This window comes from Pseudomonas sp. fls2-241-TYG-175, from assembly GCF_030209155.1.
In the GTDB taxonomy this organism is placed as follows: domain Bacteria; phylum Pseudomonadota; class Gammaproteobacteria; order Pseudomonadales; family Pseudomonadaceae; genus Aquipseudomonas; species Aquipseudomonas viridiflava.
Genome location: NZ_JARVSO010000004.1, coordinates 317,565 through 343,331, shown reverse-complemented (window position 1 = coordinate 343,331; position 25,767 = coordinate 317,565). Strand labels below are relative to the sequence as shown.

Annotated in this window: 29 protein-coding genes and 1 tRNA gene; 16 read left to right on the top strand and 14 right to left on the bottom strand. The window is 58.8% G+C overall.

Features of this window, described 5'->3' with window-relative positions; genetic code table 11:
- Window positions 1-263: 263 nt before the first annotated feature.
- The 4 genes from QRN20_RS05295 to QRN20_RS05280 all read right to left on the bottom strand — a co-directional run bounded on the left by QRN20_RS05295 (window position 264) and on the right by QRN20_RS05280 (window position 4,309).
- Complete coding sequence (locus QRN20_RS05295; RefSeq protein WP_004878682.1) at window positions 264-1,283, bottom strand: transketolase family protein; 1,020 nt, start codon at window positions 1,281-1,283, stop codon at window positions 264-266.
- Window positions 1,280-2,128: a transketolase gene (locus tag QRN20_RS05290; protein WP_122434160.1), complete on the bottom strand. Its 849-nt coding sequence runs from the start codon at window positions 2,126-2,128 to the stop codon at window positions 1,280-1,282. Before QRN20_RS05290 ends, QRN20_RS05295 begins: the two co-directional genes overlap by 4 nt.
- 18 nt (window positions 2,129-2,146) lie before the next feature.
- Window positions 2,147-3,448, bottom strand: coding sequence for an MFS transporter (locus tag QRN20_RS05285; protein WP_025995056.1), 1,302 nt, complete (start codon window positions 3,446-3,448; stop codon window positions 2,147-2,149).
- A 111-nt stretch (window positions 3,449-3,559) separates the two neighbouring features.
- A complete protein-coding gene (locus tag QRN20_RS05280; protein ID WP_122434161.1) occupies window positions 3,560-4,309 on the bottom strand; it encodes an SDR family NAD(P)-dependent oxidoreductase in 750 nt (249 codons plus the stop codon).
- Window positions 4,310-4,496: 187 nt separating this feature from the next.
- On the opposite strand from QRN20_RS05280, the gene QRN20_RS05275 reads away from it, so the two are divergent.
- A complete protein-coding gene (locus tag QRN20_RS05275; RefSeq protein ID WP_043303163.1) occupies window positions 4,497-5,414 on the top strand; it encodes a LysR substrate-binding domain-containing protein in 918 nt (305 codons plus the stop codon).
- 8 nt (window positions 5,415-5,422) lie between these two features.
- Here QRN20_RS05275 and QRN20_RS05270 read toward each other — a convergent pair whose 3' ends face one another.
- The 5 genes from QRN20_RS05270 to QRN20_RS05250 form a co-directional block, all read right to left on the bottom strand.
- Complete coding sequence (locus QRN20_RS05270) at window positions 5,423-5,632, bottom strand: hypervirulence associated TUDOR domain-containing protein (RefSeq protein ID WP_029241748.1); 210 nt, start codon at window positions 5,630-5,632, stop codon at window positions 5,423-5,425.
- 94 nt (window positions 5,633-5,726) lie between these two features.
- On the bottom strand, window positions 5,727-6,674 hold the full coding sequence (locus QRN20_RS05265; RefSeq protein WP_043303165.1) for a bestrophin family protein: 948 nt from the start codon (window positions 6,672-6,674) through the stop codon (window positions 5,727-5,729).
- Between the two features lie 114 nt (window positions 6,675-6,788).
- Window positions 6,789-7,316: a BRO-N domain-containing protein gene (locus QRN20_RS05260; protein ID WP_069143770.1), complete on the bottom strand. Its 528-nt coding sequence runs from the start codon at window positions 7,314-7,316 to the stop codon at window positions 6,789-6,791.
- A 409-nt stretch (window positions 7,317-7,725) separates the two neighbouring features.
- Window positions 7,726-8,121: a PA0061/PA0062 family lipoprotein gene (locus tag QRN20_RS05255; protein ID WP_240996903.1), complete on the bottom strand. Its 396-nt coding sequence runs from the start codon at window positions 8,119-8,121 to the stop codon at window positions 7,726-7,728.
- Window positions 8,122-8,242: 121 nt separating this feature from the next.
- Window positions 8,243-8,548, bottom strand: coding sequence for an antibiotic biosynthesis monooxygenase family protein (locus tag QRN20_RS05250; protein WP_122434162.1), 306 nt, complete (start codon window positions 8,546-8,548; stop codon window positions 8,243-8,245).
- 521 nt (window positions 8,549-9,069) lie between these two features.
- Between QRN20_RS05250 and QRN20_RS05245 the strand changes: the two genes are divergently transcribed.
- Complete coding sequence (locus QRN20_RS05245) at window positions 9,070-9,489, top strand: ethanolamine utilization protein (protein ID WP_122429862.1); 420 nt, start codon at window positions 9,070-9,072, stop codon at window positions 9,487-9,489.
- 137 nt (window positions 9,490-9,626) lie between these two features.
- Here the strand turns inward: QRN20_RS05245 and QRN20_RS05240 are convergent, their stop codons facing one another.
- From QRN20_RS05240 to QRN20_RS05225, 4 genes are all read right to left on the bottom strand, one after another.
- Window positions 9,627-10,037, bottom strand: a complete 411-nt coding sequence (locus tag QRN20_RS05240) for a hypothetical protein (RefSeq protein ID WP_122417738.1) — start codon at window positions 10,035-10,037, stop codon at window positions 9,627-9,629.
- Between the two features lie 85 nt (window positions 10,038-10,122).
- A complete protein-coding gene (locus tag QRN20_RS05235) occupies window positions 10,123-10,638 on the bottom strand; it encodes a DUF6998 domain-containing protein (RefSeq protein ID WP_058431912.1) in 516 nt (171 codons plus the stop codon).
- A 44-nt stretch (window positions 10,639-10,682) separates the two neighbouring features.
- On the bottom strand, window positions 10,683-11,495 hold the full coding sequence (locus QRN20_RS05230; protein ID WP_058431913.1) for an NYN domain-containing protein: 813 nt from the start codon (window positions 11,493-11,495) through the stop codon (window positions 10,683-10,685).
- Between the two features lie 150 nt (window positions 11,496-11,645).
- Window positions 11,646-11,730, bottom strand: a tRNA-Leu gene (locus QRN20_RS05225).
- Between the two features lie 117 nt (window positions 11,731-11,847).
- Between QRN20_RS05225 and queA the strand changes: the two genes are divergently transcribed.
- From queA to QRN20_RS05195, 6 genes are all read left to right on the top strand, one after another.
- On the top strand, window positions 11,848-12,912 hold the full coding sequence (gene queA / locus QRN20_RS05220) for a tRNA preQ1(34) S-adenosylmethionine ribosyltransferase-isomerase QueA (protein WP_122517072.1): 1,065 nt from the start codon (window positions 11,848-11,850) through the stop codon (window positions 12,910-12,912).
- A gap of 14 nt (window positions 12,913-12,926) precedes the next feature.
- Window positions 12,927-14,042: a tRNA guanosine(34) transglycosylase Tgt gene (gene tgt / locus QRN20_RS05215; protein WP_004878719.1), complete on the top strand. Its 1,116-nt coding sequence runs from the start codon at window positions 12,927-12,929 to the stop codon at window positions 14,040-14,042.
- Window positions 14,043-14,096: 54 nt separating this feature from the next.
- Window positions 14,097-14,432, top strand: a complete 336-nt coding sequence (gene yajC, locus QRN20_RS05210) for a preprotein translocase subunit YajC (RefSeq protein WP_002552468.1) — start codon at window positions 14,097-14,099, stop codon at window positions 14,430-14,432.
- Between the two features lie 62 nt (window positions 14,433-14,494).
- Window positions 14,495-16,363 (top strand): protein translocase subunit SecD, encoded by a 1,869-nt coding sequence (gene secD / locus QRN20_RS05205; RefSeq protein ID WP_096766640.1) that lies wholly within the window; start codon window positions 14,495-14,497, stop codon window positions 16,361-16,363.
- 9 nt (window positions 16,364-16,372) lie between these two features.
- Window positions 16,373-17,284 (top strand): protein translocase subunit SecF, encoded by a 912-nt coding sequence (secF, locus tag QRN20_RS05200; protein ID WP_004878723.1) that lies wholly within the window; start codon window positions 16,373-16,375, stop codon window positions 17,282-17,284.
- Window positions 17,285-17,394: 110 nt separating this feature from the next.
- The gene (locus QRN20_RS05195) at window positions 17,395-17,934 is read left to right on the top strand and encodes a glycine zipper 2TM domain-containing protein (RefSeq protein ID WP_004878725.1); all 540 of its coding nucleotides are present in this window, start codon (window positions 17,395-17,397) and stop codon (window positions 17,932-17,934) included.
- 63 nt (window positions 17,935-17,997) lie between these two features.
- Here the strand turns inward: QRN20_RS05195 and suhB are convergent, their stop codons facing one another.
- On the bottom strand, window positions 17,998-18,813 hold the full coding sequence (suhB, locus tag QRN20_RS05190) for a type III secretion system regulator SuhB (protein WP_004878727.1): 816 nt from the start codon (window positions 18,811-18,813) through the stop codon (window positions 17,998-18,000).
- A gap of 215 nt (window positions 18,814-19,028) precedes the next feature.
- On the opposite strand from suhB, the gene trmJ reads away from it, so the two are divergent.
- The 8 genes from trmJ to hscA all read left to right on the top strand — a co-directional run bounded on the left by trmJ (window position 19,029) and on the right by hscA (window position 25,765).
- Entirely contained in the window at window positions 19,029-19,796 is a 768-nt protein-coding gene (gene trmJ, locus QRN20_RS05185; protein ID WP_029241758.1) for a tRNA (cytosine(32)/uridine(32)-2'-O)-methyltransferase TrmJ, read from the top strand.
- The gene (gene cysE, locus QRN20_RS05180) at window positions 19,796-20,584 is read left to right on the top strand and encodes a serine O-acetyltransferase (protein ID WP_029241759.1); all 789 of its coding nucleotides are present in this window, start codon (window positions 19,796-19,798) and stop codon (window positions 20,582-20,584) included. The genes trmJ and cysE overlap by 1 nt, the downstream gene beginning before the upstream one ends.
- 158 nt (window positions 20,585-20,742) lie before the next feature.
- Window positions 20,743-21,234 (top strand): Fe-S cluster assembly transcriptional regulator IscR, encoded by a 492-nt coding sequence (gene iscR, locus QRN20_RS05175; RefSeq protein WP_004878734.1) that lies wholly within the window; start codon window positions 20,743-20,745, stop codon window positions 21,232-21,234.
- 44 nt (window positions 21,235-21,278) lie between these two features.
- Window positions 21,279-22,493, top strand: a complete 1,215-nt coding sequence (locus QRN20_RS05170; protein ID WP_004878736.1) for an IscS subfamily cysteine desulfurase — start codon at window positions 21,279-21,281, stop codon at window positions 22,491-22,493.
- An 86-nt stretch (window positions 22,494-22,579) separates the two neighbouring features.
- Window positions 22,580-22,966, top strand: coding sequence for a Fe-S cluster assembly scaffold IscU (gene iscU / locus QRN20_RS05165; RefSeq protein WP_002552476.1), 387 nt, complete (start codon window positions 22,580-22,582; stop codon window positions 22,964-22,966).
- 34 nt (window positions 22,967-23,000) lie between these two features.
- Window positions 23,001-23,324, top strand: a complete 324-nt coding sequence (gene iscA, locus QRN20_RS05160; RefSeq protein ID WP_003365093.1) for an iron-sulfur cluster assembly protein IscA — start codon at window positions 23,001-23,003, stop codon at window positions 23,322-23,324.
- Between the two features lie 10 nt (window positions 23,325-23,334).
- Window positions 23,335-23,856 carry a co-chaperone HscB gene (gene hscB / locus QRN20_RS05155; protein ID WP_004878740.1) on the top strand — a complete coding sequence of 174 codons (522 nt, stop codon included), beginning with the start codon at window positions 23,335-23,337 and terminating at the stop codon, window positions 23,854-23,856.
- A 46-nt stretch (window positions 23,857-23,902) separates the two neighbouring features.
- Window positions 23,903-25,765 carry a Fe-S protein assembly chaperone HscA gene (gene hscA, locus QRN20_RS05150; RefSeq protein WP_285360023.1) on the top strand — a complete coding sequence of 621 codons (1,863 nt, stop codon included), beginning with the start codon at window positions 23,903-23,905 and terminating at the stop codon, window positions 25,763-25,765.
- The last annotated feature ends 2 nt before the right edge of the window (window positions 25,766-25,767 follow it).

The following is a 25,767-nucleotide window of genomic DNA, read 5'->3' as shown; positions in this document are numbered from 1 at the left end:
CCCGGTGTTTGATGCGCGACAGCGCTACGTCGAAGACGTGGTGGCGCCTCCCACAAGAACGTGTTCATTCAGCAGCTTACGTGTTGTTTGATAAGAGGCGGCTTGCCGGCGATCTGCCGGGAACCGGCAGCAAGGCCTGCGCATGCGGTGTGCCAGATAAAACCAAGGGCCGCTGCGCAGCCCATCGCTGCCGTCGTAACCTCCGAGAGCTCCAACGCCCCGCGGGCAAAAGCAGAACTCAGCGCCATTTCACCATCCGACCGCTACAACCACGCCTTGATCTGCGCGCAGACCGCTGGCGTGGAAATGCCATAGCGATCGTGCAGCGTCGGCAGGGCACCTGCATCGAGAAACGCATCCGGCAGCGCGATCTGTCTGAAGGTCGGCGTGACGCCATTGCGCAGCAGCACGGTCGCAACCGCTTCACCCAGACCACCGATGATCGAATGGTTTTCCGCCGTCACCACCAGCCGCCCCGGTTTTCTGGCTTCGGCGAGAATGGTCTGTTCGTCCAGCGGCTTGATGGTCGGTACGTGCAACACCGCGACATCGACGCCATCTGCCTGCAGTTCCTTGGCGGCTTCCAGCGAGCGCATGGTCATCAGGCCGGTGGAGATGATCAGCACGTCGTTACCGGTGCGCAGGGTCTTGGCCTTGCCGATCTCGAATTGATAGCCGTACTCGTCGAGCACCAGCGGAACGTTGCCGCGCAACAACCGCATGTACACCGGCCCCTGATGCGCGGCGATGGCTGGCACGGCCTGCTCGATTTCCAGCGCATCGCACGGGTCGACGATCATCAGGTTGGGCATGGCGCGGAAGATTGCCAGATCGTCCGTGGCCTGGTGGCTCGGGCCGTAGCCGGTGGTCAGGCCGGGCAGGCCGCAGACGATCTTGACGTTGAGGTTCTCCTCGGCAATCGCCATGCAGATGAAGTCGTAGGCGCGGCGCGAGGCGAACACCGCGTAGGTGGTCGCGAACGGCACGCAGCCTTCACGGGCCATCCCGGCAGCGGCGCTCATCAGTAATTGTTCGGCCATGCCCATCTGGTAGAAACGCTCGGGATGCGCCTTGGCGAAAATATGCAGGTCGGTGTACTTGGACAGATCCGCCGACAGCCCGACGATGTCCGAACGCTGATCGGCCAGTGCCGCCAGCGCATGACCGAACGGTGCCGAACGGGTGGCCTGACCTTCGGAAGCAATCGAGGCGATCATCGCCGACGTGGTGAGCTTCTTCTTCACGGCAGGTGCCGCCGCAGGGTTCTGGTTGGCAGTGCTCATACGGTTTTCCCCTCGTCGAGGTTGTTCAGTGCAAGGTCCCACTCGTGTTCGTCGACACGGATGAAGTGGGTCTTCTCACGGGTTTCCAGAAAGGGCACGCCCTTGCCCATTTTCGTGTCGCAGATGATCACCCGAGGCTGTGCGCCGGGATGCTGGCGGGCGGCGTCGAACGCGGCGACCAGCGCTTGCAGGTCGTTGCCGTCAACCCTTTGCGTGAACCAGCCAAAGGCCTGCCAGCGATCCACGATAGGCTCGAAAGCGAGCACTTCGCTGGCATGGCCGTCGGCCTGCTGGTTGTTCACGTCGATGATCGCGATCAGGTTGTCGAGCTTCCAATGGGAGGCCGACATCGCCGCTTCCCAAGTCGACCCCTCGTTCAGTTCGCCATCCGACAGCAGGTTGTAAACGAAGGACGCCGAATTCTTTCGCTTCAGGCCCAGGCAGGCGCCGACCGCGATGCCCAGGCCGTGGCCGAGCGAGCCGCCGGTGATTTCCATGCCCGGCGTGTAGGCGGCCATCCCCGACATGGGCAGACGGCTGTCGTCCGAACCGTAGGTTTCGAGCTCGTCCAGCGGGATAATTTCAGCCTCGATCAAGGCCGCATACAACGCGATGGCGTAGTGACCGATCGACAGGTAAAAGCGATCACGCTGTTCCCATTCCGGGTCTTCAGGCTTGTAGCTCATGGCATGGAAGTAGGACACCGCCAGCAGGTCGGCTGCGCCCAGCGCCTGGCCGACATAGCCCTGACCCTGAACCTGACCCATGCGCAAGGCATGGCGACGAATGTTGTGGGCACGCTGTGCCAGCGACGTGGATGTGGCAGATAACGCTTGGGTTGTCATGGTGATGACTCCGTGAACTCAACGATTGACCGAGGCGGCAGGGATACGCAGGACCAGAAACGCGCCGATGAACAGCACGCCGGTGATCAGGTACATGCCGATGGCGCTGGAGCCGGTGGTGGTCGTGATCCAGCCGATCAGGTAAGGCGAGCAGAAACCCGCGAGGTTGGCGAAGCTGTTGATGCCGGCAATGCCCGCCGCTGCGGACACGCCGCCCAGCAGGGTGGTGGGCAGCATCCAGAACAGGGACGACGCCGAAAGCACGCCGGCTGCGGCCAGGCACAGGCTCAACACCGAGAGCAGTAGGCTGTTGCCGAAGACCGCCGCCAGGCTCAGGCCCAGCGCACCGGCGATCATCGGCAGCACCAGATGCCAGCGGCGTTCGCGATGCTTGTCGCCGCTACGACCCATCAACAACATGGCGACGATGGCGCACAGATACGGCACGCTGGTCATCAGGCCGATGTGCAGCGGATCGGCCAGCCCGGCGTTGCGGATCAGCGTCGGCAGCCAGAAGGTGATTGCGTACTGACCCATCACCACGCAGAAGTAGATGCAGGCCAGCAGCCACAAACGGCGGTCACGAACGAATTCACCGACCGAGGCGTGCACGACCTTTTGGCTGTTGTCTTCGGCCAGTTCCTTTTTGATCAGCTCTTTTTCGTCATCGGTGAGCCAGGTTGCCTGATGCACGCCGTCTTTCAGGTACGCCAATACCATCAGGCCGACGATCACCGTGGGAATGGCCTCGATGACAAACATCCACTGCCAGCCTGCCCAGCCATGAAAGCCTGCGAAGGTGCCCATGATGTAGCCCGACAGCGGCCCGCCGATCATCCCGGACAACGGAATGGCGATGAACCACAGCACCGTCATGCGAGCACGGCGGTAGGACGGGAACCAGTAGGTGAGGTAAAGCAGCAGACCCGGTGCCAGGCCGGCTTCGGCCACACCGAGCAAAAAGCGCAGGGCGTAGAACTGCCACTCGGTTTCGACGAAGGCGAACAGCGCGGAAATGATGCCCCAGGAAATCATGATGCGCGCGATCCAGCGGCGTGCGCCGACGCGATGCAGAATCAGGTTACTGGGTACTTCACAGAGGAAATAACCGATGAAGAACATGCCGGCGCCGAGGCCGTAGACGGCTTCGCTGAAGGCCAGGTCATTCATCATGGTCAGCTTGGCAAACCCGACATTGACCCGGTCCAGATAGGCGCACAGGTAGCACAGCATCAGGAACGGCATCAACCGCCAGGCGGTCTTGCGGTAGGCATTGGCACGGGCGGTCGAGACCGCGTCGAGGGGCATCGTGGTTATCATGATGGTCTGATCTCTTGTTTTTATAGACCGCCAGGCAAACCGGCCGGGCGTGTCATCGATCCAGAGCAAATACGGGCCGTCACACTGTCTGATCGGCCCGCCGATGGGCTGTCAGTGAATCAGCATGCCGCCGTTCACATCCAGCGTAACGCCGGTCAGGTAGGAAGACAGGTCACTGGCCAGAAACAGCGCCGCATTGGCCACGTCCTGAGCCGCGCCCAGGCGACCCAGCGGGATGCCTTCGATGATCGCGTGGCGTCGCTCGTCCTGCATCAGCCCGCCGGTGATATCGGTATGAATCAGGCCCGGTGCGATGGAGTTGATACGAATCTGGTCCGGGCCGAACTCCCGCGCCATGGCCTTGCCCAGGCCGAGTACGCCGGCTTTTGCAGCGCTGTAATGCGGGCCGCCGAAGATGCCGCCGCCACGCTGCGCCGAGACCGACGACATGCACACGATGCTGCCCGAACCCTGCGCGCGCATGGTCGGAATGACCGCCTGCGACATCAACAGTGTGCCGCGCAGGCTGACGTCCAGCACCTTGTCGTAATCGCCCGGGCGGATATCCAGTGTCTTGATCGGTTGGGTGATACCGGCGTTGTTGACCAGTACGTCGATACGGCCGAAGTGCTCGATGATCTTCGCAACGGCCTGTTTGACCTGGGATTCGTCGGCCACGTTGGCGGCCAGGCCCAGATGGCCTTCGCCCAGCGCGGCGGCAGCGTCGCGTGCGGCGGATTCATCGAGGTCGACGATCACGACGCGAGCGCCGTGTTGCGCGAAGGTGACAGCGGTGGCACGACCGATTCCACGTTCGGAGGCAGCACCGGTGATGATTGCAACTTTGCCTTGAAGCAGCATGAGGGAGTCCTCTGATTGTTTTTATGGGTTCGATTCAAGTGATCGATGCGCTCAGAGTGTTCCCGGTCCTGCCTGCGAGCAATAACGCTACCCTCACTGGTCGATGAAAAAAATTCACCTCTCGTCATTTCCGCCGAGCAGTGCTTGAATGCCAAAAGCCCACTCTTCCTGATGCTTCGGAGCCACCATGCGTGCCGATGACGACCCCCACTCGAACCTGCCACCCCTGAAAGCCATTCAGGCCTTCGAGCAGACGGCACGTTTCGGCAACCTGGCCCGCGCCGCCGAAGTGCTGGACCTGACGCCTTCGGCGGTCAGCCATCAACTGGCCAAACTGGAAGCGATGATCGGGCGGCAACTGTTCGTGCGGGCGGCACGCGGCGTCACCCTGACGCCGGTGGGCGAGCAGTATCTGAAAGAGGTTTCCGGGTTGCTGCACAGCCTGGCCGTGGCGACCGAGCGGGCTGCGAGCGACGTCAGCCTCGACTGCCTGCGCCTGCACTCGTCTCCCAGTTTTGGACTGTTGTGGCTAATGCCAAGACTGGAAGCGTTTCGGATCAGCCATCCGGATATCCAGATCAACCTGTCGTGCTCCTACGAATCGCTGCACTTCAGCCGTGACAAGATCGACGTCGATATCCGCCATGGTCGACCCAACTGGCCGAGCTACGAAGTGCGCACCGTGCGCCACGAGACCTTCGCGGTACTGGCGTCGCCGAAGCTGCTGGAGCGGTCTCCGGTCAACAGCGCAGCGGACCTGCTGAATGGCGAGCTGATTCTGTCCGAAGCCACGCTGTTGAAATGGCCGGAGCTGTTCGCCCAGCACGGCCTCGCGCGTCCTGAAAAGCCCTACACGCTGAGTTTTGACCGTTCCTACATGACGCTCGAGGCTGCGAGTCATGGCCTGGGCTTCGCGCTGGAAAGCACATTGCTGGCGCAAAAGTATCTGCAAAGCGGCGCGCTGCTGGAAGTCGCGCCGCACCTGTTGAGTTCACCGGTCGCGGCGCACCACTTGGTGTTTCCCAAGGCCCACTCCAGCTTTCCAAGGGTCAGGCGTTTCCTGGAGTGGATGGAAAACGAATTGGGGCACGGGTTCGTGTTCTGAGCCGGGCGTCAGACTTTGTGGAGTGCATCCTCGTGGTGCATCGCCAGATGCCCGGTCTTGTCACTCTTTACTTCATATTGCGGACTGTCTTTCGACGCGGGCCGATGCTTGCCCATGAACTCCACGTCCTTTACATGCACCTTGGTGACCTTGCCCCGGATCTCGCCAGCCTCCGAGTTCCAGCGCACGGCATCGCCAACCTTGAATGAAGTGGTCATGTGTTCTCCTTGAGCGCGTTTCCGAGTTGCTAGTTAGAGCTGGGCGCTTGGGGAGCGTTCACAGGATTATGGGCACAACCACCCTGCGATCAGGTCACGCCGTCGGCTGACGAACCGAGGGCGCAATCGGCCCGATCATCGCTTTCAGGTGTGCCAGCAACGGCCCCTGTTCGGGCTCGTTGTACATAGAGCACAGGTTCTTTTCGATGTTCTGGCACAGCTCTTCCATGCGGATCCGGTGCTGGCTGTTGCCGAACGGCGCTTGCAGATCCGTGCCGATCCGCTCCATGGCCAGCAACAGGCAGCCCACCACCGTCGAAATGAGCGGCGTGAACCAACCCAGGGTCGTCACCATGCTCAGCGGCATGATCACGCAGAACAACGCACTGAACAGTCGGGGAAAATAAACATACGGGTAGGGCAGTGGCGTATTGGCAATACGCTCCATGCCGCCCTGGCAGTTGGACAGGTCCACCAGCGTCGTTTCCAGCCGCGAAAACCGGATGCTGTCCAGCCGACCTTGCGCGAACTCGTCGGCAATGATCGACGCCGAGCCGCTCAGAATGTCGTTGGGAAAGTTATTGCTGTCACGCGCCCGTTCGATTTCGAACGCAGGCAGCAGACCGTCGAGTCGGGCTTCGCTGACGTCGCCCTTCAAGTGCGCACGTAGCGCTCGCAGATAAGCCACATGGCGACGAAATAGCTCGCCCTTCACCGGGTTCTCCCGAGCGCGGCCTTCGCCATCGATCAGGGTCAACACTTGTCGGCCATAACTGCGCGAACTGTTGACCATCGCCCCCCACAAGGTGCGCGCTTCCCACCAACGGTTATAGGCACTGGTGTTACGAAAACTGATCAGCACAATCAGCGCCGAACACAGTAGCGTCAGTGGCATCAGCGGGAAATCGATGCCAATGCCTTCCATCAGCATGAAATCCATCGTCACGCCCACGTCCCAAAGCAACAGCCATAACAGCGACCAACCCACGTAGGTCAGCGTCCTTCTGAAGCACTTCCATTTCTTTTCAAAGAGACCGGTCATGGCGAAACTCCTGCCCGAGGTGGGTGAATGGCTCGCTACGTAGTTGTAACAAGCCGTGACACAAACCTACGGCACGACGCTTAACGCTCGCTTAATTTGTGACCGGTCAGTCATTCAGGGCTGGCGTCTGAATGCATGGGTCCAAAGGCTTCTTTTCGAACGCGGAGCCGCTTCGGGTAGGACATTCGGCATATCCCGCAACCGGATCCATGACTCGTCTCGCCAGTGCAGCACGCTCAGGGACGTCCCCGGCCATTTCAGCTGGCTCACCTTCGGGTTATCCAGCGTCACGTTGTGCTGATCCCGAAGCACGGTCAGGACCTCATGCGTCAGCCATTGCCGCAGCGCCCGGTTTTCAGGCACATAGTGATGAACCAGCAGCGCGAACACGCCCGACTCACTGACCATCAACTGCCTGCACCACTCGCCATTGGCCTGCAGCCAGACCACACGCCGTTGATCGGCATCCAGCTTGAGGGTGGCGCGCTCATCCAGCGCCTTGCCCATCAAACGGGCAAGGTCCGCCAGACAGAACCAGGCCTGCGCTTCAGAAACGGCAGCCCGGAGCATGCGGTGGTGACGAAAGAAAAGGATGGCTTCGAAATGAGCGGTGCAGGGCACGCAAGGGGTAACGTTCAACATGGGTACAGCTCCTGAATAGAGAACTGCCAGCAAACGTCGTCAAACGAATGGGTGGCAGCTGTGCGAAGGTTGACGAACCGGTATCCAGGAAACCGGCAGGCCCGAAGGCCTCCGACGCACAGCCGCCATAACACATACATCAAGCAAGGCTTGATGCAGCGCAAAGCGTATACGCCTGGATAGAACGGATCGTCAAATCCGGTTGCTGATGGGGCAGCGAACGGCGAGCAGGTTGAACTGTCTGCCTGCCTGAAAATAGAGGCTGATTCGCTGAGTCTTGTAGGAAAGGGATGTGCCCGATAGGAAGAGGTTTTTTTAGTCTAGCGAAGGGGAAGTTTGATGCCTGGATACGCCTCGCAAATGGCCCAGCCCTGCGAGACGTATTCTTGTGATGTGACAATGAATGAGATCAGAGGCAAGGCACCTTGTCCGTCTGCGCCAGCGCCTTTCCCTTGCTATCGAACAGCGTGACTTTGACCTCGGCCCCCGACCTGCTTTCGATCAACGTATAAAGCTCATCGGCGGCAAACGCGCTGTATTCAAGCGTTGCCACGCAACGGCGCTGACTCTTCTGATAACCCCTCGCCACAATACCCAGTTCCATTGAATGCCTGCCGGGCGAAACTTTGAAATGAGTCAGGCTTTCGGCAGGCGTCGCATCAAGACGTCGTGCGATCATCTCATCACCCACCTGAGCTTCAATATGAACGATGGCATTACCTTTGTCAGGCACAGGCGTTGCAGTTGCACATCCAGCCAGGCCAGATATGGCTACAACGAACGCTGCAAGTTTCAAGAGCTTCATGTTAAACCTTTATATAAAAAGAGTGGGTGTGGCGAGAAATAACTTTTCAATCGTGCGCGTGCATTTCTGACAGGCGTGTCAAAGCCCGGTCGAGCTGTTCAAGTTGCCGGGTATAACGGCGTCAGGCCGTAATATCGATATTGGCTGCGAAGCGAGCGAACGCGATATTGGCCTCGGCGTCGATGAGTTCATCAATGAACTCGGTCATTGCAGCCGTACAGAAATGATCAGTCATTTCTCCTTCATTCGACCAATAACCGCTGACGATCCAGCGGGCGGTGCTCTTTGTGCTCCTGCTCAGCGCATAGCTCAAACAGCCCGGCGCCTTGTTCAATTGCTCGATGTGCTTGAGCAACAATGCCTCGACATCATGTCTCGGACTTTCCAGGAAACTGATCTCCAGAGTATTGATTGAGGTGATAGTCATACGCCTGAACCTTTGTTGCCTGTCGAATACTTGATCCTTTACTGGGTGCCTATGCGTTGGACCGTTGCCAAGTATGTGAGCAGGCTACTGGCTTTTCCTCGAAAAGGTTACCCACCCAAAAGCTCATGCAGACATGAGATTTGCTCAGCAATGATCAGGTACGCGGCGGCAAGCCTTCCTCCAGAAGCCTTTCCTACCGATCAGCCGTGCGGACTGGGTGCTCTATAGAGCGCCAGGCGAAAGTGGATAAATGTATCGATTCGTTCTCCATGCAATAGAAAACTCATCACCTGCCGCGCAAGCAATTCGCCGAAATGCCGGTCAAATCGTCCGCGACTCCCCGAAACAGCGGTGACCGGTTTTTCAGAGACAGCGACGTGAGTAGAGGTAGGCAGCAAGGCGCAGCGCAATTGATGAGCTGCTAAAAAACGGAAATTCAGGAAGGGGTATTTGCACTCCACATGCAACGTTAATGGACCAGACTCAGTACCACTTCCCCTTATCCATTTGGAAAAAACCTGATGCGCATGCGTAAGAATCTGGCTGCAAAGATCGGCGGTTTTCTGCTCGCGTCCTTGATCGCAGGCACTTCATTGCCCGCGTTCGCGGCTAACGATTGCGATCTCGACAATGACCACATTACCGACGCCACGTGTGGCGGTAATGACAAGGATCTCGACAACGATAACGTCACCGACGCAAGGTTCGGTGGCAATGACAAGGACATGGACAACGACAACAAAACCGACGCCTCATTTGGCGGCACAGACCGCGACCTCGATAACGACAACAGCACCGACGCGTCGTTTGGCGGTAATGACAAGGATCTGGACAACGACCACAGCACCGACGCCGCGTTTGGTGGCAACGACACCGATCAGGACAATGACCACAGCACGGACAAATACAACGTCGGAGCACCGCCGCACGCGAAAAAATAGTGATCCGGATCTTTTCGGCGTTTGAAAGGGTTTGGTTGAACTGCGCCTGAAGCGATCAGATATTTAACGGCTGAACTGCGCTTGCCAGTGATCGGGGTAAGCGCGTTTCGTGCAGTCAAGACTGTATGGGCTGGCCGTCAGGCGGAAGGATTCTGGATTTTCCTGGCGATCAAGGTGACGCCTTCGGTGAAGCTGAAACCATACCCGTAGCCATACCCCCAGCCTCCGCCCGGAGCGCCTATTTGTTCGGGGAATTTTACGTTTTCGTACTTGAATTCGTAGTTATAGGCACCCGACAGGATCGGCAAGATGGTCTGAATTTCATAGCCGTCAGCATTGAGCTGCGCCACCGCTTCTTCGATATCTTTCGACAGCCGCTCTCCATCAACCTCGCAATCCGACCAACCGGTTTGCTGCCATTGTTTCTCTTTCCGAGTCTCTTCTTTCGTACCGAACAACCCCCACGTCATCTCGCCCGTGGGCACTTTGACGGTGACTTCTTCACCGATAGGGCGGAAGTGGGCTTTTACATAAACGATCTTGTTCACTGGGCTGTCCTGAGGTCCATTCTGCGGCGATTATACCGATGGGCAACGTCATGAATAGAACGGGGCGGTTGGGCAGGGCGACAGGTCAGCGCGTCATGTCAGGATTTGGAAGGCTTGCATGGGCCTTCAGTGGAAGGCGATCCAGCGGATTCACTTCCAGCGCCAACAGTTGAATGGCGGCAAGACTCAGCACCTTGGTGCCGGCCCATCCATTTTCCGGCAGCAATCTGCGCACGGGAGCTTCGGGTCCGTTGTAGGCAACCATGGCGGTATTAGATTCAAAGTCGATCCTGAAAAACAGCAGGTATTCGGCAAAGCCTTTGCCGGGCGTGAAGGACGGGCCTGATCTTGCCCTGCCGGTCGCTTTCACTTGCACGGTTTTCCCGGTCCGAGTGAGCGCATCGACCCCACCTGTGCGTTTCTCAGGTATCAGAAGATCGAAATGCTCCAACGCCAATGCTTCTGCGATATCGCCCACCAGACGTCCATCCAGCGTGAACTTCAAGCCTGTGCTTGCATAATGAGCAGCCAGTGCCTGCTGTGATTTCCAAAGATCACCAATGACTTCGGGTAATTGAAGTACAACGTGTCTGATGTCCATATCGCGTTAATTCTCTTTACTAATAGAGGGGAAAGCTCTGAAAATTATTTGGCCGCCTTTTTACGCCTTGCATACAGCGCCAGACCAACAGAACCTGGCGTTTCCCTTCCTTGCAGCTCAAATAACTCCGGGTAGCCTTTGATCAACTCGCTCAGTTTTTTATAACCGTGGCTACGGGGATCAAATTCAGGTCTCAGCTTGGTGATGTTCGTGCCAAGCGCGCCCAGATGCACCCAGCCATCTTCGTCGGCTATGTCATCCAGTATTTTCGCGATAAAGGAGACAGGGGCCTTGGGTTTGCTTTTCTTGACTTCAGGCGGGTTCGCGACTTCCTCTGCCTTCCCAATTGCAGGCTGGGCTGTGTCACGTGCATCAGCGCCGTTGGCAACGACGGCTTGAACCTCAGCCCTGAGTAATTCTGTGTAGATAAACTTATCGCAGGCGGACACGAACGACTTTGGCGTCTTTTCCTCACCAAACCCGTAGACCGTCAGACCTTCTTCCCTCAGCCGCGAAGCGAGGCGGGTGAAGTCGCTATCGCTCGACACCAGACAAAAACCATCGAAGCGCCGTGTGTACAACAGATCCATCGCGTCAATGATCAGCGAACTGTCCGTGGCATTCTTGCCTTTCGTGTAAGCGAACTGCTGGATGGGCTGAATGGAGTTTTCCAGAAGCACCTTCTTCCAGCCACCCAGTTGCGGCCCGGTCCAGTCTCCATAGATTCTTTTGACGTTGGCGACGCCGTACTTGGCGATCTCCTCGAACAGACCCTCGACAATCGCCGATTGGGCATTGTCCGCGTCGATCAGAACGGCCAAATGCTTTTGCGCATGAGAGGAGGGGTTGGCAGCCATGAGGTGTCCCTGAGTCAAAGACCTCAACATAGCTCTAAATCAGGTGCAGGCAAATAGCTATCGTGTCGTTGCAGTAAGGGTCGAGACGATTAAGCCCACTTTCCACCAGGCGAAAAAAAAGACCTTGAATTTCAAGGTCTTTTTCAATTTTGGTGCCCCGAGGGAGAATCGAACTCCCACTTCTTTCGAAAACGGATTTTGAATCCGCCGCGTCTACCAATTCCGCCATCAGGGCTCAATGGCGGCGAAGTATAGGGATCGGTTTTCCGTTGGTCAACAGGGATTTGCGGTGGTTTTTTACTAATTCCGCCAAACCGGATAAACTTCCCGGCCCTGCTAAACGAACCCCATCATGCGCGTCGCTGACTTTACCTTCGATCTCCCGGATTCCTTGATTGCTCGTCACCCGCTGGCCGAGCGTCGCAGTAGTCGTCTGTTGACCCTGGACGGGGTGAGCGGCGCGCTGGCACATCGTCAATTCACTGATTTGCTTGAGCATTTGCGCCCGGGCGATTTGATGGTGTTCAACAATACCCGCGTCATTCCTGCGCGTCTTTTCGGGCAGAAAGCCTCTGGCGGCAAGCTGGAGATTCTGGTCGAGCGCGTGCTGGACAGCCATCGCGTGCTGGCGCATGTGCGCGCCAGCAAGTCGCCCAAGCCGGGCTCGTCGATCCTGATCGACGGCGGCGGGGAGGCCGAGATGGTGGCGCGGCATGATGCGCTGTTCGAGTTGCGTTTCGCCGAAGAAGTGTTGCCGTTGCTCGACCGTGTCGGGCACATGCCGTTGCCTCCTTATATAGACCGCCCGGACGAAGGCGCGGACCGTGAGCGCTATCAGACTGTTTACGCTGAGCGCGCCGGTGCTGTGGCGGCGCCGACGGCGGGTCTGCATTTCGATCAGCCGCTGCTGGAGGCGATTGCCGCCAAGGGCGTCGAGACGACGTTCGTCACGCTGCACGTCGGCGCAGGCACGTTTCAGCCGGTGCGCGTCGAGCAGATCGAAGACCACCACATGCACACCGAATGGCTTGAAGTCGGTCAGGACGTGGTCGATGCCGTGGCCGCGTGCCGTGCGCGTGGCGGGCGGGTGATCGCGGTCGGGACCACCAGCGTGCGTTCGCTGGAAAGCGCGGCGCGTGATGGTGTGCTGAAGCCGTTCAGCGGCGACACCGATATCTTCATCTATCCAGGCCGACCGTTTCATGTGGTTGATGCCCTGGTGACCAATTTCCATTTGCCCGAATCCACGCTGCTGATGCTGGTTTCGGCGTTCGCCGGTTATCCCGAGACCATGGCGGCCTACGCGGCTGCCATCGAGCACGGGTACCGCTTCTTCAGTTACGGTGATGCGATGTTCATCACCCGCAATCCCGCGCCGACGGCCCCACAGGAATCGGTACCAGAGGATCACGCATGAGTCGCACCTGTCGTATGTCTTTCGAGTTGTTGGCCACCGACGGCAAGGCCCGTCGCGGTCGCCTGACCTTTCCCCGTGGCGTGGTCGAGACCCCGGCGTTCATGCCGGTGGGCACCTACGGCACGGTCAAGGGCATGCTGCCACGGGACATCGAAGCCACCGGCGCGCAGATCATTCTGGGCAACACCTTTCACCTGTGGCTGCGTCCGGGCACCGAGGTCATCAAGGGCCACGGCGACCTGCACGATTTCATGCAGTGGCAGGGTCCGATTCTGACCGACTCCGGCGGTTTTCAGGTGTTCAGCCTGGGCGCGATGCGCAAGATCAAGGAGGAGGGCGTGACCTTCGCCTCGCCGGTCGATGGTGCCAAGGTGTTCATGGGGCCGGAAGAGTCCATGCAGGTTCAGCGTGATCTGGGTTCGGACATCGTCATGATCTTCGACGAATGCACGCCGTACCCGGCCGATGAGGACGTGGCGCGCATCTCCATGGAGCTGTCGCTGCGTTGGGCCAAGCGTTCCAAGATCGCTCACGGCGAGAACACCGCCGCGCTGTTCGGCATCGTTCAGGGCGGCATGCATGAAAGCCTGCGCATGCGCTCGCTGGAAGGCCTGGACCAGATCGGTTTCGACGGACTGGCCATTGGCGGTCTGTCGGTGGGCGAGCCCAAGCACGAGATGATCAAGGTGCTGGATTATCTGCCGGGCCAGATGCCGGCTGACAAACCCCGTTACCTGATGGGAGTAGGCAAGCCGGAAGATCTGGTCGAAGGTGTTCGCCGCGGAGTCGACATGTTCGACTGCGTGATGCCGACCCGCAATGCCCGCAATGGTCATTTGTTCATTGATACCGGTGTGCTGAAAATTCGTAACGCGTTTCATCGGCATGACAATTCGCCGCTGGATCCGACCTGCGACTGCTACACCTGCAAGAACTTCTCGCGCGCTTATCTGCATCACCTGGACAAGTGCAACGAAATGCTGGGGAGCATGCTCAATACGATCCACAATTTGCGGCACTACCAGCTGCTTATGGCTGGTTTGCGCGAGGCTATTCAACAGGGTACATTGGCCGCCTTTGTCGATGCCTTCTATGCCAAACGCGGAATTCCCACGCCGCCTCTGGGTTGAAACAGAACGAGTTTTCCTGCTTTTTTATACTAATTATGTAACTTGGAGCGACACATGAGCTTTTTCATCTCTCCCGCTTTTGCGGATGCTGCTGCACCGGCTGCCGGTCCTGCGGGCAGCGGTTTCGAGTGGATCTTCCTGGTTGGCTTTCTGGTCATCTTCTACCTGATGATCTGGCGTCCACAGGCCAAGCGCGCCAAAGAGCAGAAGAACCTGCTGGGCAACCTGCAGAAGGGCGACGAAGTTGTGACCAGCGGCGGCATCGCCGGCAAGATCAACAAAGTGACCGACGATTTTGTCGTGATCGAAGTGTCTGACACCGTTGAGTTGAAAATCCAGAAGGGCGCAATCGCAGCCACTCTGCCAAAAGGCACCCTGAAAGCGATCTGAGTACCAACTTTTACCCATCGACGGGGCGCGCAAGGCGCCCCGCGTTTTAAGCGGGCGGCGTGATGCTGAACAAATACCCTCTGTGGAAATACGTACTGATCCTGGCGGTGCTGGTGGTCGGTTTTATTTATTCCGCACCCAATCTCTACCCTGACGATTCGGCCATTCAGATCAGTGGCGCAAGTACTGCGTTGCAGGTCACCCAGGCAGATGTGGATCGTGCAGCCAAGGCGCTGACCGATGCCGGTATTCCGGTCAAGGCTTCTTCTCTGGCTGAGAATGGCAAAGGCGGTTTGTTGCGTCTGAGCAAGCAGGAAGACCAGTTGCCGGCCAAGGATGTCGTGCGCAAGGCGCTGGGTGATGACTATGTCGTCGCACTGAACCTGGCCCGCACCACGCCGAACTGGCTGCGCAATATTGGCGCAACTCCGATGAAACTCGGCCTCGACCTGTCCGGTGGTGTGCACTTCCTGCTGGAAGTCGACATGGACAAGGCAATCGATGCCCGTCTGAAAGTCTACGAAGGCGAAGTCAAGGCGCTGCTGCGCAAGGAAAAGGTGCGTTATCGCAGCCTGCCGCAGCTGGGTAACGTGATTCAGCTGGGCTTTGGTGACGATGCAGAGCGCGAGCAGGCTCGTGCGCTGGTACGCAAGACCTTTACCGATTTCGAAATCACGCCTGCCGAGCTGAACGGGATTCCCGTGCTGCGCATGGCGCTGACCCCGGCCAAGCTGGCCGAGATTCGTGAATACTCCATCAAGCAGAACCTGACCACCGTACGTAACCGGGTCAACGAGCTGGGCGTTGCCGAGCCGCTGGTTCAGCGTCAGGGTGCCAACCGCATCGTTGTCGAGTTGCCGGGCGTGCAGGACACTGCAGAAGCCAAGCGTATTCTGGGCAAGACCGCCAACCTCGAGTTCCGTTTGGGCGCAGGTCCCGACGATTCGAAAGGCACCACCGAAATGTTCGAATTCCGCGAAGGCGGACGTCCGGCAGCAGCGGTGGAGCGTGGCCTGATCATCACCGGTGACCAGGTAACCGACGCCAAGGCGAGCTTCGACGAGCACGGTCGTCCACAAGTGAACATCAACCTTGATGGTCACGGTGGCGAGCTGATGAGTCGTGCAACCCGCAGCAACGTGGGTCGCAGCATGGCGGTGATCTTCATCGAGCAGCGTCCGACCACTACTTTCACCAGGCAGATGGTCAACGGCGTCGAAAAAGACGTGCCGGTCCAGACGTTCAAGGAAGACAAGAAGATCATCAGCCTGGCGACCATCCAGTCGCCACTGGGCAGTCAGTTCCGTATCACGGGTCTGAACGGTCAGGGCGAATCGTCCGAGCTGGCGCTGCTGTTGCGTGCCGGTGGTCTGGCGGCACCGATGTACTTCGCTGAAGAGCGCACCATCGGTCCGAGCCTGGGTGCTGACAACATCACCAAGGGTGTCGATGCTTCCCTGTGGGGCATGTTGTTCGTGTCGCTGTTCATCATGGCCATCTACCGTTTCTTCGGTCTGATCGCCACCGTAGCGCTGGCCTTCAACATGGTCATGCTGCTGGCACTGATGTCGCTGCTGGGTGCAACGCTGACCCTGCCGGGTATCGCCGGTATCGTATTGACGATGGGTATGGCGGTGGACGCCAACGTGCTGATCTTCTCGCGGATACGTGAAGAGATCGCCAACGGTATGACGGTTCAGCGCGCAATCAGCGAAGGTTTCGATCGTGCCTACACGGCGATCCTCGACGCCAACCTGACGACGCTGCTGGTCGGCGGCATTCTCTTCGCGATGGGCACCGGTCCCGTCAAAGGGTTTGCGGTGACCATGTCGCTCGGGATCTTTACCTCGATGTTCACAGCCATCATGGTGACCCGCGCAATGGTCAACCTGATCTATGGCGGTCGTGACTTCAAGAAGTTGTGGATTTAAGGGGCTGCCATGAAACGTACCATCAACTTCATGGGCGTTCGCAACGTTGCGTTCGCCATTACCATGCTCCTTACCGCACTGGCGTTGTTCAGCTGGTTCCATAAAGGGCTTAACTTTGGTCTGGATTTTACCGGCGGTACGCTCATCGAGCTGACCTACGAGCGTCCGGCCGATCTGGGCAAGGTCCGTCAGGAACTGGTCCAGGCCGGTTATCACGAAGCTGTTGTACAGAGCTTTGGTGCGACCACAGACTTGCTGGTGCGCATGCCGGGTGAAGACCCTCAGCTGGGCACTCAGGTAGCGGAGGCGCTGCGCAAGTCGGGTGCTGACAACCCGGCGGTAGTCAAGCGCGTCGAGTTCGTCGGTCCTCAGGTCGGTGAAGAGCTGCGTGACCAGGGCGGTATCGGCATGCTGCTGGCGCTCGGTGGCGTACTGATCTATCTGGCGTTCCGCTTCCAGTGGAAGTTTGCGGTCGGTGCGATCGTTTCGCTGATCCACGACGTGGTCGTGACGATGGGTATCCTGTCGTTCTTCCAGATCACCTTCGACCTGACGGTGCTGGCGGCAGTGCTGGCGATCATCGGCTACTCGTTGAACGACACCATTGTGGTATTCGACCGGGTTCGCGAGAACTTCCGTCTGCTGCGCAAGGCGTCGTTGATCGAGAACATCAACATCTCCACCACCCAGACGCTGCTGCGCACCATGGCGACATCGATATCCACGCTGCTGGCAATCGTTGCGCTTTGGGTGTTCGGTGGTGACAGCCTGGAAGGCTTCTCCATCGCGTTGTTCATCGGTGTGCTGGCGGGTACCTACTCGTCGATCTACATCGCCAACGTGGTGCTGATCTGGCTGAACCTGACCACCGAGGATCTCATTCCTCCGGTCGTGGTCGAGAAGGCGGATGATCTGCCCTGATAGCCAGTTGTCATAAAAAAGGCGCGAGTGATGAACTCGCGCCTTTTTTTATGCTCCAAGGCTAGGCATTGCGCAGTCATGCTGCGTTTCGATTGGGTCAGGAGGTTCACGTGAACAAGTCTATGCTTGTTGGTGTTGTATTAGGTGCTGCTGTAGTAACTGCTGGCGGTGCCGTTGCCACCTATAGCCTGGTCAAGGGTGGTCCTGAGTATGCGGACGTATTGGCTGTAGAGCCGATCAACCAGCAGATCAAAACTCCCCGCGAAGTTTGCAAGGACGTAACCGTTACCCGTCAGGCGCCGGTCAAGGACCAGCACCAGATCGTGGGTAGCGTCATCGGTGCTGTAGCCGGCGGTTTGCTGGGTAATCAGATCGGTGGTGGTAACGGCAAGAAGATCGCAACCGTTGCAGGTGCGGTCGGTGGTGGTTATGCCGGTAACAAGGTTCAGGAAGGTATGCAGGAGCGTGACACTTACACCACGACGCAGAACCGTTGCACAACAGTCAACGACGTGAGCGACAAGGTTGTAGGCTACAACGTGAAGTACAAGTTGAATGAGAAAGTGGGTCAGGTCCGTATGGAGCGTGATCCAGGCAATCAGATTCCTGTCGACAAGAACGGTCAGCTGATTCTGGGTCAGGCCCAGTAAGTCAGCCGAGCTTCTGCAAGGCATAAAAAAACCGGCTTTCGCCGGTTTTTTTACGTCTGTCGCTTAACGCTTGAGCGAAGGCGGCAGGTGCGGTGCGATTGCAGTCAGCACGGCTTTGAAGCACTTGGTGTTGCCAGCAACGATGTGGCCTTTTTCCAGGAAGTCATGACCGCCTGTGAAGTCGCTGACCAGACCGCCTGCTTCTTGAATCAGCAGGGCGCCTGCAGCGATGTCCCACTCGGACAGACCCGACTCCCAGAATGCGTCGAAACGACCGGCTGCGACATAGGCGAGGTCCAGGCTGGCGGCGCCTGCGCGGCGGATGCCTGCGGTCTGGCCAACCAGGCTGCGGAACATGCCCAGGTAGTTTTCGAGATTGTCCATCTGGTTGTCGCGGAAAGGGAAGCCGGTGCCCAGCAGTGCGCCTTCAAGGCTCTTGCGCTGGCTGACACGCAGACGACGACCGTTCAGGGCAGCGCCACGGCCACGGCTGGCGGTGAATTCTTCCTGGCGGACGGGATCAAGGACGACAGCGTGTTCGAGACGACCACGGTATTTGCAGGCGATGCTGACCGCGAAGTGCGGGATGCCGCGAACGAAGTTGGTGGTGCCGTCCAGTGGGTCGATGATCCACAGGTAGTCGGTGCCTTCGCCGCTGCCTTCGTGCATGCCGCTTTCTTCACCCAGGATGCCGTGGGTCGGGTAGGCTTTGCGCAGAGCGGTGATGATGCTCTGCTCGGCAGCACGGTCGATCTCTGAGACGTAGTCTTTGGCTTCTTTTTCGTCGACCTTGATGGTATCCAAGCGCTCGATGGAGCGGAAAATCAATTCGCTGGCGCTGCGGGCGGCGCGCAGCGCGATATTCAGCATGGGCTGCATGGACAATTCACCTAAGGTTGTTAAAGAGAGCCGGCCATTCTATTGGGTGCGTCGAATTATTTCCAGCCTTGCGTTGTAACGGTTGTCGGGTGCAGGGCCATTACTTATCACGCCTACGTGTGCTCAAGGGCCGCCCGGCTTGAACAGGTTCATAGCGTTAGTCCGGGCGTTTCTGTAAGATTTGCCCCCCTAATTCGCGTCAGTGAGCGTTCGCTTTGTTGCAGAACATTCGTGTTGTCCTGGTCGGCACTACCCATCCCGGAAATATCGGCGGGGCTGCTCGCGCCATGAAAAACATGGGGCTTTCGCGCCTGGTGCTGGTCGATCCGCGGATCTTCCCTTCACCTGATGCCGACGCCCGCGCCTCGGGTGCCACCGATATTCTGGAAGGCGCGCAGGTGGTCGCCACGCTGGAAGAGGCGCTGACGGGTTGCCGTCTGGTGCTCGGCACCAGTGCCCGTGATCGCAGTCTGCCGTGGCCAATGCTGGACCCTCGCGCTTCAGGCGTGAAGGTTGTCGAGCAGGCCGGGCAGGGCGCCGAGGTGGCGCTGGTCTTCGGTCGCGAGCACGCAGGCCTGACCAACGAAGAGCTGCAGCGTTGTCATTTCCATGTGCACATCCCTTCCGACCCGGGCTTCAGCTCGTTGAACCTGGCTGCTGCCGTGCAGGTGCTCAGCTATGAAGTGCGTATGTCCTGGCTGGCGGCTTCCGAGCAGCCCGCTCATGACGAGTCCTCGAAAATGGCGCACAACGCCGAGCTGGCGACCATGGATGAAATGGAAGGCTTTTATGGCCATCTTGAAGCCACGCTGGTGGCGATCGGTTTTCTTGATCCCGAAAAGCCGCGTCACCTGATGGCGCGCCTGCGCAGGCTTTTTGGCCGCAGCGAAGTGGAGCATTCCGAGCTCAGCATCCTTCGCGGGATCCTGACCGAAACCCAGAAAGCTGCGCGCGGTGAACCCTACAAGCGGAAGGATCAGTGATGTTCGAGCGTCTGCGAGAAGATATTCAAAGTGTGTTCCATCGTGACCCGGCCGCGCGCAACGCGTTCGATGTGCTGACCTGCTATCCGGGCATGCACGCTATCTGGCTGCACCGCTTCGCGCACATTCTGTGGGGCAAGGGCTGGAAATGGCCGGCTCGCGTGGTCTCCAATTTCGGTCGCTGGATGACCGGAATCGAAATTCATCCGGGGGCGCGCATCGGTCGCCGCTTCTTCATCGACCATGGCATGGGCATCGTTATCGGTGAAACCGCCGAGATCGGCAATGACGTGACGCTGTATCAGGGCGTCACCCTGGGCGGCACCAGCTGGAACGCAGGCAAGCGTCACCCGACGCTGGAAGATGGCGTGGTGGTGGGTGCGGGCGCCAAGGTGCTCGGCCCGTTCACCGTCGGTGCCGGCGCCAAGATCGGTTCCAACGCGGTCGTGACCAAGGCCGTGCCAGCAGGCGCGACGGCGGTGGGCATCCCGGGGCGCATTATCGTCAAGTCCGACGATGAGACCGAAGCCAAGCGCAAGGCGATGGCCGAGAAGCTGGGCTTCGATGCCTATGGCGTCAGTGCCGATATGCCGGACCCGGTCGCACGAGCCATCGGCCAGTTGCTCGATCACCTGCAGGCTGTGGACGGTCGTCTTGAAGACATGTGCGGCGCGCTCAGTCGGCTGGGTAGCGATTACTGCGCCAAGGATCTTCCGGAGCTGCGCGACGAGGTCTTCGACTGCGTCAAGGATAAGCGCGAAGAGACGCTGGAAAATAAGATCGGCTAGGCAGGGCAGGGGTTTGGGACGTGTCATTGCGCCGCACCTTTGCTATGATGCAGCCCGCACTTTTTGCTAAACCCGACTGTTTTACTCGGTCTAATAGTTGACTCATTTACTCGGGAATAGCATACTCACGCTCATTCCGATCCTCTGCGGTACACGCCATGCGACTGACTACAAAAGGCCGATACGCTGTAACAGCCATGCTTGACCTGGCCTTGCACGCGCAGAACGGGCCAGTGTCTCTGGCCGATATCTCCGAGCGACAGGGCATTTCCCTGTCTTATCTCGAGCAGCTGTTCGCCAAGCTTCGCCGCGGCAATCTGGTTTCCAGTGTCCGTGGCCCTGGTGGCGGTTATCAGCTTTCTCGCGACATGAAAGGTATCCAGGTGGCGCAGGTCGTCGATGCTGTCAATGAGTCGGTCGATGCCACGCGCTGTCAGGGGTTGGGTGATTGCCACGCTGGCGACACCTGTCTCACTCACCATTTGTGGTGCGACCTGAGCCAGCAGATTCACGAATTTCTAAGCGGTATCAGCTTGGCGGATCTTGTCACTCGCCGTGAGGTACAAGAAGTCGCCCAGCGCCAGGATATGCGCCGTAGCCATTGCAATACGTCGCAACTGGGTAAGATTGAAACGTCCGCCGTTGAATGAACGCAGATGAATGAGCGGTGCGCCTGCCTGATAGGAGAGCTTCAATGAAATTGCCGATTTACCTCGATTACTCCGCGACGACCCCGGTCGATCCGCGTGTCGCGCAGAAAATGATCGATTGCCTGACAGTCGAAGGAAACTTCGGCAACCCGGCGTCGCGTTCCCACGTCTTTGGCTGGAAAGCCGAAGAAGCGGTCGAGAATGCCCGCCGTCAGGTCGCCGACCTGGTCAACGCCGATCCGCGTGAAATCGTCTGGACCTCCGGTGCCACCGAGTCCAACAACCTCGCGATCAAGGGCGTTGCGCACTTTTACGCCAGCAAGGGCAAACACATCATCACCTCCAAGGTCGAGCACAAGGCTGTCCTGGACACCACGCGCCAACTGGAGCGTGAAGGTTTTGAAGTGACTTACATCGAGCCAGGCGAAGACGGTCTGATCACCCCTGCCATGATCGAAGCTGCACTGCGTGACGACACCATCGTGGTTTCGATCATGCACGTGAACAACGAGATCGGCACCATCAACGACATCGCTGCCATCGGTGAGCTGACCCGTTCGCGTGGCGTGTTGTTCCACGTTGACGGCGCGCAATCGACCGGCAAGGTTGAAATCGATCTGGCCAGCCTCAAGGTTGACCTCATGTCGTTCTCTGCCCACAAGACTTACGGTCCCAAAGGTATTGGCGCGCTGTACGTGAGCCGCAAGCCACGTGTTCGTCTGGAAGCTGCCATGCACGGCGGCGGTCACGAGCGTGGCATGCGTTCCGGTACGCTGGCGACCCACCAGATCGTTGGCATGGGCGAAGCCTTCCGTATCGCCAAGGAAGAGATGGCCGCTGAAAACGTGCGTATCAAAGCGCTGAGCGACCGTTTCTACAAGCAGGTCGAGAATCTGGAAGAGCTCTACGTGAACGGCAGCCTGACTGCCCGCGTACCGCACAACCTGAACCTGAGCTTCAACTACGTTGAAGGCGAGTCGCTGATCATGGCGCTCAAGGATCTGGCGGTATCGTCCGGTTCGGCCTGTACGTCTGCATCGCTGGAGCCTTCGTATGTATTGCGTGCTCTGGGCCGCAACGACGAACTGGCACACAGCTCGATCCGTTTCACCTTCGGCCGGTTCACCACCGAAGAAGAAATCGATTATGCCGCGCAGAAAGTCTGCGAGGCCGTTACCAAGCTGCGTACGCTTTCGCCGCTGTGGGACATGTTCAAAGACGGCGTCGATATCTCCAAGATCGAGTGGGCGGCGCACTAATTTAAAGTCGCCTCCAACACAGGTCGTGGTTGGCATCTGCCGGCACGACCTGAAGAGCGGCTCCCTGATGTGAGAGGAATAGAATCATGGCTTACAGCGAAAAGGTCATCGACCACTACGAGAATCCGCGCAACGTCGGCAAGATGAATGCGGAAGATCCTGATGTTGGCACTGGCATGGTCGGCGCTCCGGCGTGCGGCGACGTGATGCGTCTGCAGATCAAGGTCAACGAGCAGGGCGTTATCGAAGACGCCAAGTTCAAGACCTACGGCTGCGGTTCGGCAATCGCTTCCAGCTCCCTGGCAACCGAGTGGATGAAAGGCAAGACTCTGGATGAAGCAGAGACCATCAAGAACACTCAGCTGGCTGAAGAGCTGGCACTGCCTCCGGTAAAGATTCACTGCTCCGTGCTCGCAGAAGACGCCATCAAGGCGGCCGTTCGCGATTACAAGCAGAAGAAAGGTCTGCTGTAAGCAGTCCTTTTTCAGAAACGCGTAAGGAGTTCCGATGGCTATCAGCATGACAGAAGCTGCCGCTAACCACGTACGACGTTCCCTTGAGGGGCGTGGCAAGGGTGATGGCGTTCGTCTGGGTGTTCGCACCACAGGCTGTTCAGGTCTTGCCTATGTGCTCGAGTTCGTCGATGAGGCGGCCAGCGAAGACACCGTCTTCGAGATGCACGGCGTTAAGGTGATTATCGACCCGAAAAGCCTGGTCTATCTCGATGGCACCGAGCTCGACTTCGTTCGGGAAGGGTTGAACGAAGGCTTCAAGTTCAACAACCCCAATTCGCGCGGCGAGTGCGGCTGCGGCGAAAGCTTCAACGTCTGAGGCTTTTATTGTGGGTACTCCCTGTCACTTCGCCCTGTTCGAGCTCAAGCCTGATTTTCAGCTTGATCTTGATCAGTTGGCGACGCGTTATCGCGAATTGGCGCGTGGCGTCCATCCAGACCGTTTTGCCGACGCTTCCGAGCGGGAGCAACGTACGGCGTTGGAGCGTTCCGCCAGTCTCAATGAAGCTTATCAGACCCTCAAGAGCCCCCCGAAAAGAGCACGTTACCTGTTGGCCATGAATGGCAACGAGGTACCGCTTGAGGTCACCGTGCACGATCCGGACTTTCTTCTGCAGCAGATGCAGTGGCGCGAAGAACTAGAAGATCTGCAGGATGAAGCTGATCTCGCCGGGGTCGCGACGTTCAAGCGTCGGCTCAAGGTGGCTCAGGATGAACTGAATCAGAGCTTTGCTGCCTGTTGGAATGACGCTGCACAGCGCGAGCACGCCGAAAGGCTGATGCGGCGCATGCAGTTTCTCGACAAGCTTTCTCACGAAGTGCGCCAGTTAGAAGAGCGCCTCGACGATTAACCCCGTGCTGCCCTGGCCGCACGCCCAGTGATTATTCTGAATACGCATGGCCTTACTGCAGATCGCCGAACCCGGCCTCAGTCCTCAACCGCATCAGCGCCGTCTGGCTGTGGGGATCGACTTGGGCACCACCAACTCTCTGGTTGCTGCAGTGCGCAGCGGCCTGTCCGAGCCACTGGCCGACGCAGAAGGTCAGGTCATCCTGCCCTCTGCCGTTCGCTATCACGCCGATCGGGTCGAAGTGGGGCAGTCGGCGAAAGTCGCCGCTTCCCAGGACCCGTTCAACACTGTGCTCTCGGTCAAGCGGCTGATGGGTCGTGGGCTGACCGACGTCAAGCAACTGGGTGAGCAGCTGCCTTACCGCTTTGTCGACGGCGAGTCGCACATGCCGTTCATTGAGACCGTCCAGGGGCCTAAAAGCCCGGTGGAAGTCTCTGCCGACATTCTCAAGGTGCTGCGTCAGCGTGCTGAAGAAGCGCTGGGCGGCGAGCTGGTCGGTGCGGTAATCACGGTTCCTGCATATTTCGACGACGCTCAGCGTCAGGCCACCAAGGATGCTGCCAAGCTGGCAGGCCTGAACGTGTTGCGCCTGCTCAACGAGCCGACGGCTGCTGCAGTCGCCTACGGTCTGGACCAGAAAGCCGAAGGCGTGGTCGCGATTTATGACCTGGGTGGCGGCACGTTTGATATCTCCATCCTACGTCTGACGGGGGGCGTCTTCGAGGTGCTGGCAACTGGCGGCGACACGGCGCTGGGCGGCGATGATTTCGATCACGCGATTGCCAGCTGGATTGTTGCCGAAGCCGGCCTTTCCGCCGACCTTGCGCCTTCTGCCCAGCGCAGCCTGCTGCAGGCAGCATGCGCAGCCAAGGAAGCGCTGACCGATGCCGACGCCGTCGACGTGGCGTATGGTGATTGGAAGGCCGTGCTGACTCGCGAAGCGCTGAACGCGATGATCGAGCCAATGGTTGCCCGCAGCCTGAAAGCATGCCGCCGCGCCGTGCGTGATACCGGCATCGAGCTTGAAGAAGTCGAAGCGGTCGTCATGGTGGGCGGATCGACGCGTGTGCCGCGTGTCCGTGAAGCCGTTGCCGAACTGTTTGGTCGTCAGCCGCTGACCGAAATCGATCCGGATCAAGTGGTGGCCATCGGGGCCGCGATCCAGGCCGATACACTGGCAGGCAACAAGCGCGACGGTGAAGAATTGCTGCTGCTCGACGTGATTCCGCTCTCGCTGGGGCTGGAAACCATGGGCGGGCTGATGGAGAAGGTCATTCCGCGCAACACCACGATTCCTGTGGCGCGCGGTCAGGACTTCACCACGTACAAAGATGGCCAGACGGCCATGATGATTCATGTGCTGCAGGGCGAGCGAGAGCTGATCAGCGATTGCCGTTCTCTGGCGCGCTTCGAGCTGCGCGGTATTCCACCGATGGTGGCGGGCGCGGCGAAGATCCGCGTCACCTTCCAGGTGGACGCCGATGGTCTGCTGAGTGTTTCGGCGCGCGAACTGGGTTCGGGCATCGAAGCGAGCATTCAGGTCAAGCCGTCGTATGGCCTGACCGACGGCGAAATCACCCGCATGCTCAAGGACTCCTTCGCCTACGCCGGTGACGACAAGGTCGCCCGCGTATTGCGCGAGCATCAGGTTGATGCCGAGCGCCTGCTCGAAGCAGTGCAGGGCGCGCTGGATGCCGATGGCGAGCGTCTTCTCGATGAAGAAGAACGTTTGGTCATCAGCCTGCAGATGGATGAGCTGCGCGAATTGATGAAAGGCACCGATGGACACGCCATCGAGCAACAGACCAAGCGTCTGTCGCAAGTGACCGATGCATTTGCTGCCCGCCGCCTGGATTCGACGGTGAAAGCCGCACTGGCCGGACGCAACCTGAATGAGATTGAGGAATAACT

What these genes read in the sequence shown, in the direction of transcription:
- secD (WP_096766640.1), top strand. Translation starts at nt 14,495, where the DNA reads ATGCTGAACAAATACCCTCTGTGGAAATACGTACTGATCCTGGCGGTG.
- yajC (WP_002552468.1), top strand. Translation starts at nt 14,097, where the DNA reads ATGAGCTTTTTCATCTCTCCCGCTTTTGCGGATGCTGCTGCACCGGCT.
- QRN20_RS05270 (WP_029241748.1), bottom strand. Translation starts at nt 5,632, where the DNA reads ATGACCACTTCATTCAAGGTTGGCGATGCCGTGCGCTGGAACTCGGAG.
- suhB (WP_004878727.1), bottom strand. Translation starts at nt 18,813, where the DNA reads ATGCAGCCCATGCTGAATATCGCGCTGCGCGCCGCCCGCAGCGCCAGC.
- QRN20_RS05170 (WP_004878736.1), top strand. Translation starts at nt 21,279, where the DNA reads ATGAAATTGCCGATTTACCTCGATTACTCCGCGACGACCCCGGTCGAT.
- QRN20_RS05290 (WP_122434160.1), bottom strand. Translation starts at nt 2,128, where the DNA reads ATGACAACCCAAGCGTTATCTGCCACATCCACGTCGCTGGCACAGCGT.
- QRN20_RS05265 (WP_043303165.1), bottom strand. Translation starts at nt 6,674, where the DNA reads ATGACCGGTCTCTTTGAAAAGAAATGGAAGTGCTTCAGAAGGACGCTG.
- cysE (WP_029241759.1), top strand. Translation starts at nt 19,796, where the DNA reads ATGTTCGAGCGTCTGCGAGAAGATATTCAAAGTGTGTTCCATCGTGAC.
- QRN20_RS05235 (WP_058431912.1), bottom strand. Translation starts at nt 10,638, where the DNA reads ATGGACATCAGACACGTTGTACTTCAATTACCCGAAGTCATTGGTGAT.
- iscA (WP_003365093.1), top strand. Translation starts at nt 23,001, where the DNA reads ATGGCTATCAGCATGACAGAAGCTGCCGCTAACCACGTACGACGTTCC.
- QRN20_RS05255 (WP_240996903.1), bottom strand. Translation starts at nt 8,121, where the DNA reads ATGAAGCTCTTGAAACTTGCAGCGTTCGTTGTAGCCATATCTGGCCTG.
- QRN20_RS05250 (WP_122434162.1), bottom strand. Translation starts at nt 8,548, where the DNA reads ATGACTATCACCTCAATCAATACTCTGGAGATCAGTTTCCTGGAAAGT.
- QRN20_RS05285 (WP_025995056.1), bottom strand. Translation starts at nt 3,448, where the DNA reads ATGATAACCACGATGCCCCTCGACGCGGTCTCGACCGCCCGTGCCAAT.
- QRN20_RS05230 (WP_058431913.1), bottom strand. Translation starts at nt 11,495, where the DNA reads ATGGCTGCCAACCCCTCCTCTCATGCGCAAAAGCATTTGGCCGTTCTG.
- tgt (WP_004878719.1), top strand. Translation starts at nt 12,927, where the DNA reads ATGTCTTTCGAGTTGTTGGCCACCGACGGCAAGGCCCGTCGCGGTCGC.
- secF (WP_004878723.1), top strand. Translation starts at nt 16,373, where the DNA reads ATGAAACGTACCATCAACTTCATGGGCGTTCGCAACGTTGCGTTCGCC.
- QRN20_RS05260 (WP_069143770.1), bottom strand. Translation starts at nt 7,316, where the DNA reads ATGTTGAACGTTACCCCTTGCGTGCCCTGCACCGCTCATTTCGAAGCC.
- queA (WP_122517072.1), top strand. Translation starts at nt 11,848, where the DNA reads ATGCGCGTCGCTGACTTTACCTTCGATCTCCCGGATTCCTTGATTGCT.
- hscA (WP_285360023.1), top strand. Translation starts at nt 23,903, where the DNA reads ATGGCCTTACTGCAGATCGCCGAACCCGGCCTCAGTCCTCAACCGCAT.
- QRN20_RS05275 (WP_043303163.1), top strand. Translation starts at nt 4,497, where the DNA reads ATGCGTGCCGATGACGACCCCCACTCGAACCTGCCACCCCTGAAAGCC.
- QRN20_RS05295 (WP_004878682.1), bottom strand. Translation starts at nt 1,283, where the DNA reads ATGAGCACTGCCAACCAGAACCCTGCGGCGGCACCTGCCGTGAAGAAG.
- iscR (WP_004878734.1), top strand. Translation starts at nt 20,743, where the DNA reads ATGCGACTGACTACAAAAGGCCGATACGCTGTAACAGCCATGCTTGAC.
- iscU (WP_002552476.1), top strand. Translation starts at nt 22,580, where the DNA reads ATGGCTTACAGCGAAAAGGTCATCGACCACTACGAGAATCCGCGCAAC.
- QRN20_RS05280 (WP_122434161.1), bottom strand. Translation starts at nt 4,309, where the DNA reads ATGCTGCTTCAAGGCAAAGTTGCAATCATCACCGGTGCTGCCTCCGAA.
- QRN20_RS05245 (WP_122429862.1), top strand. Translation starts at nt 9,070, where the DNA reads ATGCGCATGCGTAAGAATCTGGCTGCAAAGATCGGCGGTTTTCTGCTC.